Annotated in this window: 9 protein-coding genes; 4 read left to right on the top strand and 5 right to left on the bottom strand. The window is 66.9% G+C overall.

The annotated features are described in order from the left end of the window. Positions 1 to 6: 6 nt before the first annotated feature. From ACTJI2_RS18640 to ACTJI2_RS18630, 3 genes are read right to left on the bottom strand one after another with little or no spacing between them, the layout of a single operon-like run. A complete protein-coding gene (locus ACTJI2_RS18640) occupies positions 7 to 1335 on the bottom strand; it encodes an L-fuconate dehydratase (protein ID WP_440842977.1) in 1329 nt (442 codons plus the stop codon). After that, positions 1332 to 2174 (bottom strand): fumarylacetoacetate hydrolase family protein, encoded by an 843-nt coding sequence (locus ACTJI2_RS18635; RefSeq protein WP_318288381.1) that lies wholly within the window; start codon positions 2172 to 2174, stop codon positions 1332 to 1334. Before ACTJI2_RS18635 ends, ACTJI2_RS18640 begins: the two co-directional genes overlap by 4 nt. Before the next feature lie 10 nt (positions 2175 to 2184). After that, positions 2185 to 2952: an SDR family oxidoreductase gene (locus ACTJI2_RS18630; RefSeq protein ID WP_318288382.1), complete on the bottom strand. Its 768-nt coding sequence runs from the start codon at positions 2950 to 2952 to the stop codon at positions 2185 to 2187. Positions 2953 to 3044: 92 nt separating this feature from the next. Between ACTJI2_RS18630 and ACTJI2_RS18625 the strand changes: the two genes are divergently transcribed. The 3 genes from ACTJI2_RS18625 to ACTJI2_RS18615 are packed head-to-tail and all read left to right on the top strand — an operon-like array spanning position 3045 to position 9380. Next, positions 3045 to 5411, top strand: a complete 2367-nt coding sequence (locus tag ACTJI2_RS18625) for a beta-N-acetylhexosaminidase (protein WP_318288383.1) — start codon at positions 3045 to 3047, stop codon at positions 5409 to 5411. Then, positions 5411 to 7825: a glycoside hydrolase family 3 N-terminal domain-containing protein gene (locus ACTJI2_RS18620; RefSeq protein WP_318288384.1), complete on the top strand. Its 2415-nt coding sequence runs from the start codon at positions 5411 to 5413 to the stop codon at positions 7823 to 7825. Before ACTJI2_RS18625 ends, ACTJI2_RS18620 begins: the two co-directional genes overlap by 1 nt. Before the next feature lie 40 nt (positions 7826 to 7865). Continuing rightward, positions 7866 to 9380, top strand: a complete 1515-nt coding sequence (locus ACTJI2_RS18615; protein ID WP_318288385.1) for an alpha-L-fucosidase — start codon at positions 7866 to 7868, stop codon at positions 9378 to 9380. An 89-nt stretch (positions 9381 to 9469) separates the two neighbouring features. On the opposite strand, the gene ACTJI2_RS18610 is transcribed toward ACTJI2_RS18615, so the two are convergent. Together ACTJI2_RS18610 and ACTJI2_RS18605 are read right to left on the bottom strand one after the other, a co-directional pair. Continuing rightward, a complete protein-coding gene (locus ACTJI2_RS18610) occupies positions 9470 to 10927 on the bottom strand; it encodes an alpha-L-fucosidase (RefSeq protein WP_440842976.1) in 1458 nt (485 codons plus the stop codon). Continuing rightward, on the bottom strand, positions 10924 to 12336 hold the full coding sequence (locus ACTJI2_RS18605; protein ID WP_440842975.1) for an alpha-L-fucosidase: 1413 nt from the start codon (positions 12334 to 12336) through the stop codon (positions 10924 to 10926). Before ACTJI2_RS18605 ends, ACTJI2_RS18610 begins: the two co-directional genes overlap by 4 nt. A gap of 454 nt (positions 12337 to 12790) precedes the next feature. Between ACTJI2_RS18605 and ACTJI2_RS18600 the strand changes: the two genes are divergently transcribed. Further along, positions 12791 to 15676: a TonB-dependent receptor plug domain-containing protein gene (locus tag ACTJI2_RS18600; RefSeq protein ID WP_425504628.1), complete on the top strand. Its 2886-nt coding sequence runs from the start codon at positions 12791 to 12793 to the stop codon at positions 15674 to 15676. Positions 15677 to 15734: the final 58 nt, after the last annotated feature.

The following is a 15734-nucleotide window of genomic DNA, read 5'->3' as shown; positions in this document are numbered from 1 at the left end:
CCCGCATCAGGCGGCACCGCCGGACGTGGAGGCGGGATGCAGGTACTGGCGACGGCTGGCGTCCTTCATGGTGATGGAGAAGCCGGGCGCGGTCGGGGGCAGGTAGGCGGCGTCGCGGATCACGCAGGGGTCCTGGAAGTGTTCGTGCAGATGGTCGACGTATTCCACCACGCGGCCCTCGCGGGTGCCGGCGATGCAGACGTAGTCGATCATCGCCAGATGTTGCACGTATTCGCACAGGCCCACACCTCCGGCGTGCGGGCACACCGGCAGGCCGTACTTGGCCGCCATCAGCAGGATTGCCAGCACCTCGTTGACCCCGCCCACGCGGCAAGCGTCGATCTGGACCACGTCGATGGCGCCGCCGGCGATGAACTGCTTGAACATGATCCGGTTCTGGCACATCTCGCCGGTGGCGACCTGCACCGGCGCGATGGCCTGGCGGATGTCGCGATGCCCGGCGATATCGTCGGGGCTGGTGGGCTCCTCGATGAACCACGGTTGGGCGAAGGCCAACTGCTTCACCCAGTCGATGGCCTGGCTGACTTCCCAGATCTGGTTGGCGTCGATCATCAGCCGGCGATCCGGTCCCAGCACCTCGCGGGCGATGGTCACCCGGCGGATGTCGTCCTGCAGATCCCGGCCGACCTTGAGTTTGACGTGGCGGAAGCCGGCGTCCACCGCTTCCTGGCACAGCCGGCGGAGCTTGTCGTCCGGATAGCCCAGCCAGCCGGCCGAGGTGGTGTAGCAGGGATAGCCCTCGCGTTCGAGGGTGGCGATGCGCCCGGCCTTGCCGGCTTCGCGATCGCGCAGCAGCGCCAGCGCTTCCTCCGGCGTGATGGCGTCGCTCAGGTAGCGGAAATCGACGCAGCGCACCAATTGTTCCGGGGTCATGTCGGCGACCAGCCGCCACACCGGCTTGCCCTCGGCCTTGGCCCACAGATCCCAGGCCGCGTTGACCACCGCGCCGGTGGCCAGGTGCATGGCGCCCTTGTCCGGGCCGATCCAGCGCAGCTGGCTGTCGGAGGTGACGTGGCGCCAGAAGCGGCCCATGTCCTGCGCGATCCAGTCCAGCTCCAGCCCGACCACCAGATGCCGCATCGCCTCGATCGCGGCGCAGCAGATCTCGTTGCCGCGGCCGATGGTGAAGGTCAGGCCGTGGCCTTCCAGTCCGTCGCGCGTGGTTTCCAGCACCACGTAGGCGGCCGAATAGTCCGGATCCGGATTCATCGCATCCGAACCGTCCAGGTGCTGCGAGGTGGGGAAACGCAGATCCTCGACCCGCATCCCGGTGATGCGCACGCCGGCCAGCGCCGGAAGGGCAACCGCATTCATGCCTGCACCACCTTCTGCCGTTGTTCGCCGAGACCGTCGATGCCCAGCCGCATGACCTGGCCGGGCCGCAGGTACACCGGCGGTTTCTGGCCCAGGCCCACGCCTGGCGGCGTGCCGGTGGAGATCACGTCGCCCGGTTGCAGGCTCATGAAACGGCTCAGGTAGCTGATGAGGAACGGCACCTGGAACACCATCGTGCGGGTGTTGCCGTCCTGGTAGCGGTGGCCGTCCACTTCCAGCCACAGATCGAGCGCGTGCGGATCGGGAATCTCATCGGCGGTCACCAGCCAGGGACCGAGCGGGCCGAAGGTGTCGCAGCCCTTGCCCTTGTCCCAGGTGCCGGTGCCTTCCAGCTGGAACTCGCGCTCGGACACGTCGTTGATCACGCAGTAGCCGGCGACGTGCTCCATCGCGTCGGCTTCGGCGATGTAGCGGCCGCCGCGGCCGATCACCACGCCCAGTTCCACTTCCCAATCGGTCTTGCGCGAACCACGCGGAATCTGCACATCGTCGTCCGGACCGCAGATCGCGCTGGTCCATTTGTTGAAGATCACCGGTTCGGCCGGCACCTGCGCGCCGGTTTCGGCGGCGTGGTCGGAGTAGTTCAGGCCGATGCAGACGAACTTGCCGACCTGGCCCACGCAGGGGCCCAGGCGCGGCGCGCCATCCACCAACGGCAGCGTGGACACGTCCAGCGCGCGCAGGCGCTGCAGGCCTTCGGGGGTGATCGCTTCGCCGGCGATGTCGGCGATGACCGCCGAGAGATCGCGGATGCGGCCTTCGTCGTCGAGGAGTCCGGGCTTTTCCGCGCCCGGTGCGCCATGGCGCAACAGTTTCATGAGGTTTCCTTCAGTTGATCCAGCCGCCGTCGATCACGTGCGTGGTGCCGGTGGTGAATGCGGATTCGTCGCTGGCCAGGTACACCGCCAGCGCGGCGATTTCCTCGGGGCGGCCCAGCCGGCCCATCGGTTGGCGGCCGACGAACGCGGCCTGCACGTCCTCGACGGAACTGCCCTGTTGCCGCGCCTGCTCGGCGATGCGCGCTTCCAGCGACGGCGAGCTGACCGTGCCCGGGCAGATCGCGTTGCAGCGCACGCCGCGGCCGACGAAATCGGCGGCCACGGCCTTGGTCAGGCCGATCACCGCGGCCTTGGTGGTGCCGTAGATGAAGCGGTTGGGTACGCCCTTGATGCTGGAGGCGACCGAGGCGACATTGATGATCGAGCCGCCGCCGCGTGCCAGCATGCCTGGCAGCAACCGGCGGATCAGGTGGTACATCGAGCTGACGTTGAGGCGCCAGGCGAGGTCCCAGTCCTCCTCGCCGGCTTCCAGGATGCTGCCGCTATGGACGAAGCCTGCGCAGTTGAACAGCACGTCCACCGCGTCGCCGGCACCCGCGTGGCGCTGGGCGAGGGCGGCGATCGCGGCGGTGTCGGTCACGTCCAGGCGCAGCGGCACGAGCGCCTCGCCGGCCTCGACCCGCAGCCGCTGCAAGGCCTCCTGGTCGATGTCGGCGGCGATCACCCGCGCGCCTTCGCGGATGAAGGCAAGCGCGGTGGCGCGGCCGATACCCTGGCCGGCCGCGGTGACCAGGGCGAGTTTGCCTTGCAGGCGCATGAGGGACTCCGGGCTAATGGCCTAGTGGTTGGACCAATGCTATCGTGAGATCTGAAACTTGCAACCCGGCATGGCTAAGGCGAGGACCGATGATGGAACAGGTGAAGCGGAAAGGGGAGGCGGCCCGCGCCGTCGTGATGGGAAAGGCGACCGGGTTGGCGATCCTGTTGCTGGCCCTGGGCGCCTGCGGTGGCCCGGCAACTGACCCGGGCCAGGCGGCCACACCCGTCGAGGCCTTCGCCACCGGGAGCCCGCCGCCGTTGATTCCCGCGCCCGCGCAGGCCACGCCCGGACAGGGCCGTTTCGTGGTGGCGGCCGACACGCCGGTCGTCGCCGCGGCGGCCGATCCCGCCGCCCGGGCCGCCGCCGGCCAGTTCATCGCCATGCTGCGCGAAAGCACCGGCGTTTCCCTGCATCAGGTCGATTCGGCATCGGGGCCGGCCATCGTCTTCAGCAGCGACGCGAAGCTGGACACCCGTGCGGAAGGCTATGCGCTGGAGGTGGCCGCCGACGGCATCCGCATCCATGCCCGCGATGGCGCCGGCCTGTTCTACGGCGGCGTCAGCCTGTGGCAACTGCTGACCACCGCCGACACCCTGCCGATCAGCGTGCCGGCGGTTCGCATCGCCGACGCGCCGCGCTTCGGCTGGCGCGGCTTCATGCTCGACTCGGCCCGGCACATCCAGAGCGTGGACGAGATCAAGCGCCTGCTGGACCAGATGGCGCGGCACAAGTTGAACGTCTTCCACTGGCACCTGACCGACGACCAGGGCTGGCGCCTGGAGATCAAGCGCTATCCGAAACTCACCGAAGTCGGTGCGTGGCGCATTCCCGCCGGCAAGGCCGGGCAGGGCGCCGATGGCAAGCCGGTGCGCTACGGCGGTTTCTACACCCAGGCCGAAGCCCGCGAGATCGTCGAGTACGCGCGCCAGCGCCACATCACCGTGGTGCCGGAAATCGAGATGCCCGGCCACGCGCAATCCGCCATCGCGGCATACCCCGAGTTCGGGGCCACCGGCAAGGCGCCGCCGGTTTCGCCGGACTGGGGCGTGAACACGTGGCTGTATGGCGTGGAGGATCCGACCTTCAAGTTCCTGGAGGAGGTGCTGACCGAGGTAATGGACATCTTCCCCGGCCAATACATCCACATCGGCGGCGACGAGGCGGACAAGTACCAGTGGCGCAACTCGCCGTCGATCCAGGCGCGCCGCAAGGCGCTCGGCCTGACCGACGACATGCAACTGCAGAGCTGGTTCATCAAGCGCATCGAAACCTTCCTGGTCGCGCACGATCGCCGCCTGATTGGCTGGGACGAAATCCTCGAAGGCGGCCTGCCGCCGGAAGCGACGGTGATGTCCTGGCGCGGCATGGAAGGCGCGGTGGAGGCCGCGCGGCAGGGGCACGACGTGGTGCTGAGCCCGAGCAACGTCACCTACATCAACCGCATGCAGTCCGACGAGTCCGACGAACCGCCGGGCCACGACTACACCACGACGTTGCGCAAGGTGTATGACTTCGAACCGGTGCCGCCCGAACTGGATGCCGAACAGGCCAGGCATGTGCTCGGCACCCAGGCCAACCTGTGGACCGAGCACGTGCGCACCGAGCCGCGGGTGGAACACATGGCGTTCCCGCGCCTGTCGGCGTTGGCCGAGATTGCCTGGTCGCCCAAGGCCACGCGCGATTGGGAAGGCTTCCTGCAGCGGCTGGCGCCGCAGATGCGGCGCTTCCAGCGTTCCGGCATCCGCGCCGCCGACAGCGCGTTCGCCGCGCGCATCCGGGCGCAGGCCGAGGGCGAACGCGCGCAGGTGACCCTGCTCAACCAGACCGGTTTCGGCGAACTGCGCTACACCACCGACGGCAGCGAACCGACCGCGCAGTCGCCGCGCTACCAGCAGGCATTGCAGGTGGCGTTGCCGACCACGGTGAAGGCCAATGCCTTCTTCCAGGGCAAGCCGTTGGCCGCGCCGCGCGAATTGCACGTCGACGCACTCGCGCTGCGCACCCGCGAGGCGGAGTACCTGGATGCCTGCCGCAAGGACAGCTACGTGCTGCGACTGGAGGACGACGAACCGCGCGAAGGCGAACGCGCGGTGGTGCCGGTCGACATCGGCACGCCGTGCTGGCAGTGGAAGCAGGCGCCGCTGGACGGCGTCACCACCCTGCGCGCCGAAGTGCTGGATCTGCCGTACAACTTCCAGTTCGGCGGTGATTCGGTCGGCGTCGAACCGCCGCCGGCCGGGCTGGTGGATCTGCAGGTGCGCGTTGGCGGCTGCGAAGGCAAGCCGGTGGCGGAAGCGCGGGTCGAAGTGGGCGCCGACGCGGTGAAGCGGGTCGACGTGGCCCTGCCTTCGCTGCGAGGCGCGCAGGATCTGTGCCTGAAGTTCACCGGCGATCACCGGCGCGTGCTGTGGGCCATCGATCGGATCCAGCTGCTGACGGCGGCGGAGCCGCGCTGATGCGCGCGCCGGCAACGCTGGCCGTGCTGATGGCGGCGGGATTCACCGCCGCCACGCCCGCGACCAATCCGGCGGGCGAACCGGCGCCGGCCTTCGCGCCGACCCCGGGGATCTACCACGACGGCTGGATCGACCTGGACAAGAACGGCCGCAAGGACGTCTACGAGGACGCCCGCGCGCCGATCGACGCGCGGGTGGAGGATCTGCTGGCGCGGATGAGCATGGAGGAAAAGACCGTACAGCTGGCGACGCTGTACGGCTACGGCCGGGTGCTGAAGGATCCGCTGCCCACCGCGCAATGGAAGGCGGCGCTGTGGAAGGACGGCATCGGCAACATCGACGAGATGCACAACGGCTGGGGCGATGGTCGCAGGAGCGTGTATGCCACCGACCTGCGCCGGCACGTGTGGGCGATGAACGAGGTGCAGCGGTTCTTCGTCGAACAGACCCGGCTCGGCGTCCCGGTCGATTTCACCAACGAAGGCATCCGTGGCGTCGAGGCGCGTGGAGCGACCAGTTTCCCCAGCCAGTTGGGCATTGGCCACACCTGGAACCGCGCGCTGGTGCGCCGGATGGGCCGCATCACCGGCATCGAGGCGCGCGCGCTGGGTTACACCAATGTATACGCGCCGATCCTGGACGTCGCGCGCGATCAGCGCTGGGGCCGGATGGAGGAAGTCTACGGCGAGGATCCGTATCTGGTCTCGCGCCTGGGCGTGGAAATGGTGAAGGGGCTGCAACAGGACTTCACCGTGGCCGCCACCGCCAAGCACTTCGCCGTCTACAGCGCCAACAAGGGGGCACGCGAGGGCATGGCCCGCACCGATCCGCAGGTGGCGCCGCGCGAGGTCGAGGAAATCTTCCTGCCGCCGTTCGCCGCCGCGATCCGCGAGGCCGGCCTGCTGGGCGTGATGAGTTCCTACAACGACTACGACGGCGTGCCGGTCACCGGCAGCCACTATTGGCTGACCGAGCGCCTGCGCGGCGATTTTGGCTTCCGCGGGTACGTCGTCTCCGACAGCGAGGCGGTCGAATTCCTGCACACCAAGCACGGCGTGGCCGCCGACGCCAAGGACGCGGTGCGGCAGGCGGCCGAGGCCGGCCTGAACATCCGCACCAACTTCACCCCGCCGGAGGACTACGTGCTGCCGATGCGCGCGGCGCTGGCCGATGGTTCGCTGGCGAGCGCGACGGTCGACGATCGCGTGCGCGACGTGTTGCGGGTGAAGTTCACCCTCGGGTTGTTCGACCGTCCCTATGTAGACAACGCCCAAGCCAGTGCGCGCCTCGTGAATTCGGAAGAACACCGCGAAGTCGCCCTGCAGGCGGCGCGCGAGAGCCTGGTGCTGCTGAAGAACGCGGATGCCGCGCTGCCGCTGCGCAAGGATCTGAAGACGGTCGCGGTCATTGGCCCCAATGCTGATGACGGTCGTTATTCATACCGCCACTATGGCCCTTCCGGCGGTCTTGTGGTGACCGTGCTGGAGGGCGTGCGCGCGAAACTGGGGCCACGCGCCGAGGTGCGCCATGCCAAGGGCGTGGAGATTGCCGGCGACAACTGGCCGGCCATCGAGATCCTGCCCGAGCCGCTGAGTGCCATCGAGCAGGCCGGCATCGACGAGGCCGTGCGCGCGGCCACCGGCGCCGACGTGGCGGTCGTCGTGCTGGGCGATGGTGATCGCACCGTCGGCGAAAGCCTGAGTCGAACCAGTCTGGATCTACCGGGCAGGCAGCTGGAACTGCTGCGCGCCGTGCATGCCACCGGCACGCCGGTGGTGCTGGTGCTGATCAATGGCCGGCCGATGAGCATCAACTGGGCCGATGCGCACGTGCCGGCGATCCTGGAAGCCTGGTTTCCCGGCGATCAGGGCGGCACCGCCATCGCCGATGCGCTGTTCGGCGACTACAACCCGGGCGGCAAGCTGACCGTCACCTTCCCGAAGAGCGCCGGGCAGATTCCGTTCAATTTCCCGACCAAGCCCAATGCGCAGTGGGAAGGGGAGAAATCACGCGTCAACGGCGCGCTGTACACGTTCGGCTACGGTTTGAGTTACACCACCTTCGACTATGCCGACCTGCGCATCGCGCCAAGGCGCATACCCGCGAATGGCAGCGTCGAGGTGAGCGTGGACGTACGCAACACCGGCCGTGTCGCCGGCGACGAGGTGGTCCAGCTCTACACCCGCGACCTGGTCGGTTCGGTGACCACCTATGAGAAGAACCTGCGCGGGTTCGAGCGCATCCACCTGGCGCCGGGCCAGACCCGCACGGTGCGATTCCGCCTGACGCCGGAGGATCTGGCGTTGTGGGACCGGCGGATGCGGCGGGTGGTCGAGCCGGGGATGTTCCGGGTGATGATCGGGGCGGGTTCGGAAGACATCCGCCAGCAGGGCGAGTTCGAGGTACAACCATGACCGCGACGCATCGTGGCGATGCGCGCGAAGGAGTAATCGAATGACGATGCAATGGCCGCGCTGGACGCGGCGGGGTTTCCTGGGCGCCGGCGCGGCCGGCATGGCCGGCGCGCTGGTGCCGCTGGCGGCGGCCGGCGCGGCCACATCGGCGCGGTCCGCAACGGGCATCGTGGATGCGGCGACGCGCCCGCGCCCCAGCGCCGCGCAACTGGCCTGGCAGCGCGAGGAATTGTCGATGTTCGTGCATTTCACGGTGAACACCTTCACCGGGCGCGAATGGGGCGACGGCAGCGAGAGTCCGGCCATCTTCGACCCGAAGGCGCTCGACGCGCGCCAGTGGGCGCGCACCGCCAAGGCCAGCGGCTTCCGCAGCATGATCCTCACCGCCAAGCATCACGACGGCTTCTGCCTGTGGCCGACGAAGACCACCACGCATTCGGTCGCCAGCAGTCCCTGGCGCGGCGGCAAGGGCGATCTGGTACGTGAATTCACCGATGCCTGCCGCGCGGAAGGACTCGGCGTCGGCTTCTACCTGTCGCCGTGGGATCGCAACGCGCGCGTGTACGGCGAGGGCAAGGCCTACGACGATTTCTACATCCAGCAGCTGACCGAACTGCTGACCGGCTACGGTCCGGTGGTCGAGGTCTGGTTCGACGGCGCCAATGGCGAAGGCCCCAGCGGCAAGCGCCAGCAGTACGACTGGGCGCGCATCCACCGCACCGTGCGCGAACTGCAGCCGCAGGCGGTGATGTTCTCCGACGCCGGCCCCGATGTACGCTGGATCGGCAACGAGACCGGCAGCGCCGGCAGCACCTGCTGGGCCAGCGTCGATCCGGCGCGGGTGCCGCGTCCCGGCGCCGATGATCCGTGGACCGGTGAAGCCTTGCAGCAGGGTGATCCTTATGGCGCGGTCTGGCGTCCCGGCGAAACCGACGTATCGATCCGGCCCGGCTGGTTCTGGCATGCGGATCAGGACGCGAAGGTGCGCACGCCGCAGAACCTGATGAACCTGTACTTCACCTCGGTGGGCCGCAACAGCAAGCTGCTGCTGAACGTGCCGCCGACACCCGATGGACTGTTCCACGACAACGACGTGCGCGCGCTGCAAGGCTTCGCACGCCTGCGCGAGGCGCTGCTGGCGAAGGATCTGGCGCGTGGCGCGAGCGCGAAGGCGAGCACCGGGGACGGCGCGGCGCGGGTCGTGGATGGTGATGCGGACAGCTTCTGGACACCGGGCGGCGACGCCCGCGAAGGCTGGCTGGAGCTGTCGCTGCCGCCCGATGCGGAGTTCGACGTGATCCGGCTGGAGGAAGCCATCGCGCATGGCCAGCACGTCTCCAACTACCGCATCGACGTCTGGCGCGACGACGCCTGGCAGCCGTTGACCTGGGGCACGACGATCGGCCACTGCAAGCTGGATCGGGTGCCCTCCACGCGCACCGGGCGGTTGCGCCTGGTCATCGAGCACGCCTACGCGGCGCCGCGCATCGCCCGCATCGGGCTGCACCGCAGCGCCGACGCCGCCTGGGACCGCCCCGACTATCACGGGGACTGAAAGAGGGCGCGTCGTCCGGAGTGCGCGGCGCTCGCCGATATCTGGAAAAAAAAGGGGCGCCCAGGCGCCCCTTTTCTTTCTCACCACGCTCAGCGCATCCGCCCCGTCGCCCCCGGCAGGCGGATCGCCCAGGCCGGTGAGCCGGCGGTGGCTTCGCGCGCCGCTTCGGGAATCAACGCGATGGTCCGTTCACCCTCGCGGCGCCACTCCAGTTGCACATCGCTTCCCAGCACGGCCAGCCGGCTGCCCGCGCGCGGTGACGGACCGGGGATTTCCAACTGCGCCGGCAACCGCTGTTCGTCGGCGTCGGGCAGGTAGATGGCGTACACGTCGCCATTCTTCATCCGGGTGTAGCGGAATTTGCCGTCGCGGTACGGCGCCACCGCGCGGCTGGCGTAGATGGCGCCGCCGTTGGTCTTCATCCACGCGCCGATTTCGCGCAGCCGGCTCACCGCCTCGGCCGGCAACTGTCCATCCGGCTGCGGTCCCACGTTGAGCAGGTAGTTGCCGCCCTTGGCGACCACGTCCACCAGCATCTGCACCACCGTGCGGGTGCTCTTGTACCTGTCATTGGGCGAATAGCTCCAGGAATCTCCCAGGGTCATGCAGGTTTCCCACGGATACGGCAGCGGCTCGTCGGGAATCTTCTGCTCCGGCGTGCGGTAGTTCTCGTAGCGGCCGCCGACCGCGCGATCCACGACGATCAGGCCCGGCTGGTTGCGTCGCGCCATCGCCGCCAGCCCGGGCATGTCGATGTCCTGCGGCCACGGCACGCCGGCCAGTCCCTGCGCGGCGTCGTCCAGGGTATCGCCGGGGCGAACCCAGCCGCCGTCCAGCCACAGGATGTCGACGCGGCCGTAGTTGCGGGTCAGTTCGCCGATCTGCGCATGGGTGAAGTCGACGAACCGTTGCCAGCGCTCCGGGTGTTTGCGGGTGTCGTAGTTGACGTGGCGGTTGGGGGTGGCGAAGCGCGGCCACCAGTAGTCGTCGCTGTGCCAGTCCGGCTTGGAGAAGTAGGCGCCGATGCCGAACCCCTTCGCGCGGAACGCGTCGAACACCGCGCGGGTGACGTCGGCGCGTGGGTTATCGTGGAAGGGCACGTTCGGCGCGGTGATCCGGTAGTCGGTCTGGCGGGTGTCGAACATCGAGAAGCCGTCGTGGTGCTTGGTGGTGAACACCACGTACTTCGTGCCGGCCTCCCGCGCGACCTCCGCCCAGGCCGCCGGATCGAAACGGACCGGATTGAAGGTATCGGGCAGCGCCTCGTACTGCTTCACATAGTCGACATAGGCCACGCCGTCCGGACGCTTGCACCAGTCCACGTCCTCGGAACAGATTGACCACGACTCGACCACGCCCCACTGGCTGTAGGGACCCCAATGCATCATGAAACCGAACTTCCAGTCCTGCCATTGCTCCAGCTTGCGCACCACCCGCGGGTCGGTCTCGGGCACGTACTCGCCGCGGCTGTCCGCGCGCGCGATGGAAGGGGCGTGCAGGGCGAGTGCGCCCAGCAGCGCCAGCGACAACAGGCGATGCAGTTTCATCCGTTGCTCTCGATGGGTTTGGATTCTTCGCGATAGAGCTTCACTGGCGCATCCAGTTCCAGCGCGATCACGGTGAGGTCAGGATCCAGCGCCGTCTTCGGTACGCTCAGGAACAGCAGGCCCGGATGCTTGGACCAGTCGTACTTGCCCAGCACCCGCGCCTGCACCGGCTGGTCGCCGCCGACCACGCGCGCGCGCAGCACCCTGCTGTCGAAGCCCTTCACCAGCAAATCGCCGTTGGGGGGCCCGTCCAGGAACAGGTAGACGGTGCGGCCGTCCTTCGACACCGTGCTCGGGCCGGCGTAGTGATCCAGACCAATACCCGCGGTGGTTCCGTAGATGGCCTCGCTGTGCTTGCCGGTCCAGCGGCCCAGCTTCTCCAGGATCTCCACCTGGCGTGGATCGATGCTGCCATCGGCCTTGGGTCCGATGTCCAGCAGCAGGTTGCCGCCCATCGACAGGGTCTGGCTGAAGATCTGGATGATCTGATGCGGACTCTTGTACTCGGTATCGCGCGGCTGGTAGCCCCATGAACGGTTCATGGTCAGGCACAGCTCCCAGTACGGCTGCGCAGGCTTGACCACCGGCACGCCCAGTTCCGGGGTGGCGTAGTCGCCGTATTCGTTCAGGCGCGAGTTGATGATCAGGCCGGGATTGCGCGCGCGCATGTCGGTACGCAGCTTGGCCGACTGCCATTCGCCCCCGTTGTGCTCCCAGTCGCCGTCGAACCAGATCAGGTCCGGCCGGTAGCGCTGCTGCAGATCCGCGATCTGGCCCTGGTAGTAATCGAGGAAGCGCTGCCAGCGCTGCGGCTCGGCGGCGAGCGTGTAGCGCTCCTGCTGGCGGGTGAACACGTCATAGTCCGGATACGACCAGTCCGGCAGCGAGTAGTACAGGCCGACCTTCAGGTCGTTGGCGCGCAGCGCATCGGTGAAAGGGCCGACCAGATCGCGTCCGGCCGGCGTATCGCGCACCACGTTGAGTCCCTGCTTCGAATCCCACAACGCCACGCCGTCGTGATGACGGGTGGTCAGCACCGCGTAGCGCGCGCCGCTCTGGCGGATCAGCCGCGCCCACGCCTGCGGGTCGTAGACGCTGGCGGTGAAGCCGCGCAACTGCTTCAGATAATCGGCATGCGACATCTTGCCGTTGAAGAACGACCAGGATTCGTCCACGCCATCCACCGCGTAGATGCCCCAGTGGATGAAGATGCCCAGCTTGGCGTCGGCGAACCACTGCATGCGCTGGGCATGCTGCGCATCGGTTTCGCCGTGGAGGGAGGTCGGCGCGGGGGACTCATCGGCAAGCGGTGCAGCGGCCAGGGAGGCGCCGGTTCCGCCAAGCAGGCCGAGCAGGGAAAGGAGCAGGGGAAGGAGCAGTGGAAGGCGTGCCGGGCGTCGAACGCGCATGCGGAAATCCGTTTGGTTCAAAGGCTGGACCAATCGTAATCACATTGCGTGCACACGCAAGCCCGCTATTCAGTGATCCGCGGGAGCAAACAGTGACTGCCCGGAGTGCGGATAACCGCTGCCGGGGGTGGGCTGTATGGCGTGGGAAATCCCTTTTGACGGCAGGGAAAGGCGCCTGGCTGCACATCCAAGCGTAACCGTGATGACAGTCCGGCACCGAAATCGATTTCAGGGAATTGAATCGGTACAAAAAGAGAACCACATCACATTTTTACGCATTTCTTACCGCTATGTTTGCCGGGAGCGCAGGAGCTAGGGACTCGTGCGCGCCGATAGGCTGGACCTTTAAACCAATGTTTTTCCTGGGAGGGAAGTAATGAATCGCTTGTATTCGAACCGCCGCACCGTTCTGGCGGCCGCCATGGCGCTGGCATTGAGTTGTCCCCTGGCCGCGATGGCGCAGGAAGAACAGACCGCGCAGCAGACCCAGTCCGATGAAAGCCAAGCGAACGACGGCAAGGCGAAGAATCTCGACACGGTCACCGTGACCGGCTCACGCATCAAGCGCTCCGGAATCGAAGGTCCGGCGCCGGTGACCGTGATCACTTCCGAGCAGATGAAGCGGGAAGGCTTCGCCACCGTTTACGACGCCCTGACCACCATCACCGAAGCGATCGGCAACGTCGAACAGGATTACAACTGGGGTTCCACCACGGTCAACGCGAGCCCGCTCAACCTGCGCAACCTTGGTCCCGGCCGCAGCCTGTTGCTGATCAACGGCCGTCGCGTCGCCGATTATCCGCTGCCCTACCAGGGCAAGAGCAATTTCTCCAACTTCAACAACATCCCGTCCGGCATCGTCGAGCGCATCGAAGTGCTGTCGGGAAGCGCCTCGGCCATCTACGGCTCCGACGCGATGGGCGGCGTGATCAACGTCATCCTCAAGAGCAACGTGGAAGGGCATACCGTCCGCGCCAAGTACGGTGAAGCCACCCGCGGTGGCCGCGCGAACACCGATCTCGTGTTGTCCGGCGGCTTCAGCGGGGACAAGTGGAGCCTGGTCTACAACGCACAGCATTTCGAGCGTGGCGTGTTGCTGGCCAGGCAGCGCCCGTTCATGGATTCCGAGGATGACAAGGATTACGCGACGTGGGGGCCGGCCGAGCGCGCGCTGAACACCGCCAAGCTGTTCCCGTTCACTGGCAACCGCATGCACGACGGCACCAGCACCAACATTCCCGGTGTCGGCAGCGTTCCCAACTACATCGCGCCGCCACCGGGCGCCTGCGACCAGTACGGCAGCACGATGTACCAGTTCACCATCCGTGGTTATGACCGCAACACCGGTGCGATCACCAACGGGCCGACCGTCTGCGCGCAACGCGTATTCGCGAACTGGACGCTGCGCAGTGGCAGCAAGGACGATTCGCTATACCTGTACGGTACCTATGATTTCACCGATGACCTGCAGGGCTGGGCCAGCCTGGGGGCATGGCGCACGACCGGCGAATCCAGCAGCTTCCTTTACAGTTTCGGCAGCGGCAACTACTGGGATCCGACCGTCAACAACGGTGCCGGCGGCCGTCGCAACTTCCTCAAGCGCTTCACGCCGCAGGATGCGGGCGGGGATGCCGCCTTCCTGACCCAGTCCAAGGAACTGGCGGTTGATTTCAGCGCCGGTATCAAGGGAACGCTGGGAGACGGCCGCTTCGACTGGGAAGCGTCGATTGGCCGCGCCGAGTATGAGGTCAAGGAACAGTTCCCGGCCTTCAGCCAGAGCGAGATGCGCGACTTCTTCCTGGGACCACAGCAGGGCACCGCGGCGAACGGCGATCCGATCTTCACCCCGGACTACAACAAGTTCTGGAACCCCCTGGGCGCGGATCAGTTCAATTCCATTGCCCATCGCGGACAGAAAAAGGCCGAATCCTGGCTCACCCAGGCGCAGTTCATCCTGTCCGGCGACCTGTTCGAGGGCTGGGCTGGCCCGATCGGATTTGCCGGCGTGGTGGAAGCGGCCCGCCAGGGCTACCGGCTGACCCCCGAACCGAAGACGCTGACCGGCGAATGGTCGACCCCCTTCGGCAACATCGAGCAGGGCGGCGGCGACCGCAATCGCTACGCGGCCGGCGTGGAATTCCACGTACCGCTGCTGGAAACGCTGTCGGCCAACCTGGCGACCCGTTACGACAAGTACGATGCGGTGCGCAGTGGTGCCGAGACCACCTACCAATTGGGCCTGGAATGGCGCCCAATCGACACGCTGCTGGTACGCGGAACCTATGGCACTGCGTTCCGCGCGCCGGACATGCACTTCGTCTATGCCAAGGCCAGCTCGGGCATCGAGGACAACACGGACTACGTGGCCTGCGCCCTGGACCCCAACCGTCCGTCCGGCCAATGCCCGCGTGACCAGTACAAGATCGAAGACTCGGTGATCAACCGCGGCGGCACTCCGGATCTGGAGTACGAATCCGGTACCTCGTACACGGCCGGCTTCGTCTGGGACGCATTCACCAATTTCTCGATCAGCGCCGACTACTGGAGCGTGAAGATCGAGGACATCATCGACACCATCGACGTGGACGAGTTGCTGAAGACGGAGGCCTACTGCACCCAGGGAGGCTTCACCCCGGACAACAAACCGCTGTCGTCACCGCCAACCGCCTCGTGGTGCGCTGAGGCGATCCGCCGCATCCATCGTACACCGGGCGTGCCGGCCACAACGGCGGGCTCGGTCACCATCGACATCAACCCGATCAACCGTGCCGAGACCGAAGTGGATGGTGTGGACGTGAGCGCCCGCTACCGCATGCCGGACACGGCGATCGGCAGCCTGAGCTTCAATCTGAACTACACCAACATGCTGAGCTTCAAGTCGCGGCGTACCGTGACCGATGAACTGCGTGATACCCGTGCCACGGAGAATCCGCGCACGAAGATTACCGCCAGCGTCAACTGGAGCTGGGAAAAGTGGAACGCCACATTGATGATGTACCAGAAGTCCGGTGGTCGCGATAACCGCTGGGGCGGCTGCATGCCGCTGGCCGATGGCTACAGCGATCTGTCCTATGTCGATGACTACACCTGCCAGGACACGACGGTGGGTAGCCCCACCTTCGGCCAGACTTCGCCCCGCCACTATGATCGCCGCGCACCTCGCCGTTACTTCAACGGCAGCGTGGGCTACCAGATCAACGACGTCCTGAAAGTGAACCTGTACGCCAGCAACCTCTTCGACAAGATCTATGGCGACAAGTGGTGCGGCGACTTCGCCTACTGCGTCGATGATCCGGTCGGCCGCGAAGTGGCGGCGGAGATCGTCTACAACTTCAAGTAACCGCTGTATCGCATCGTCTCTCCCGATGCGACTGGGCCCGGCGAAAGCCGGGCCTTTT

Origin of the sequence: Pseudoxanthomonas sp. 22568 (assembly GCF_052044485.1) — a bacterium.
Lineage (GTDB): Bacteria > Pseudomonadota > Gammaproteobacteria > Xanthomonadales > Xanthomonadaceae > Pseudoxanthomonas_A > Pseudoxanthomonas_A beigongshangi.
Note: the sequence above shows the minus strand (reverse complement) of the source record. Positions and strands in the feature narration are given on the sequence as shown.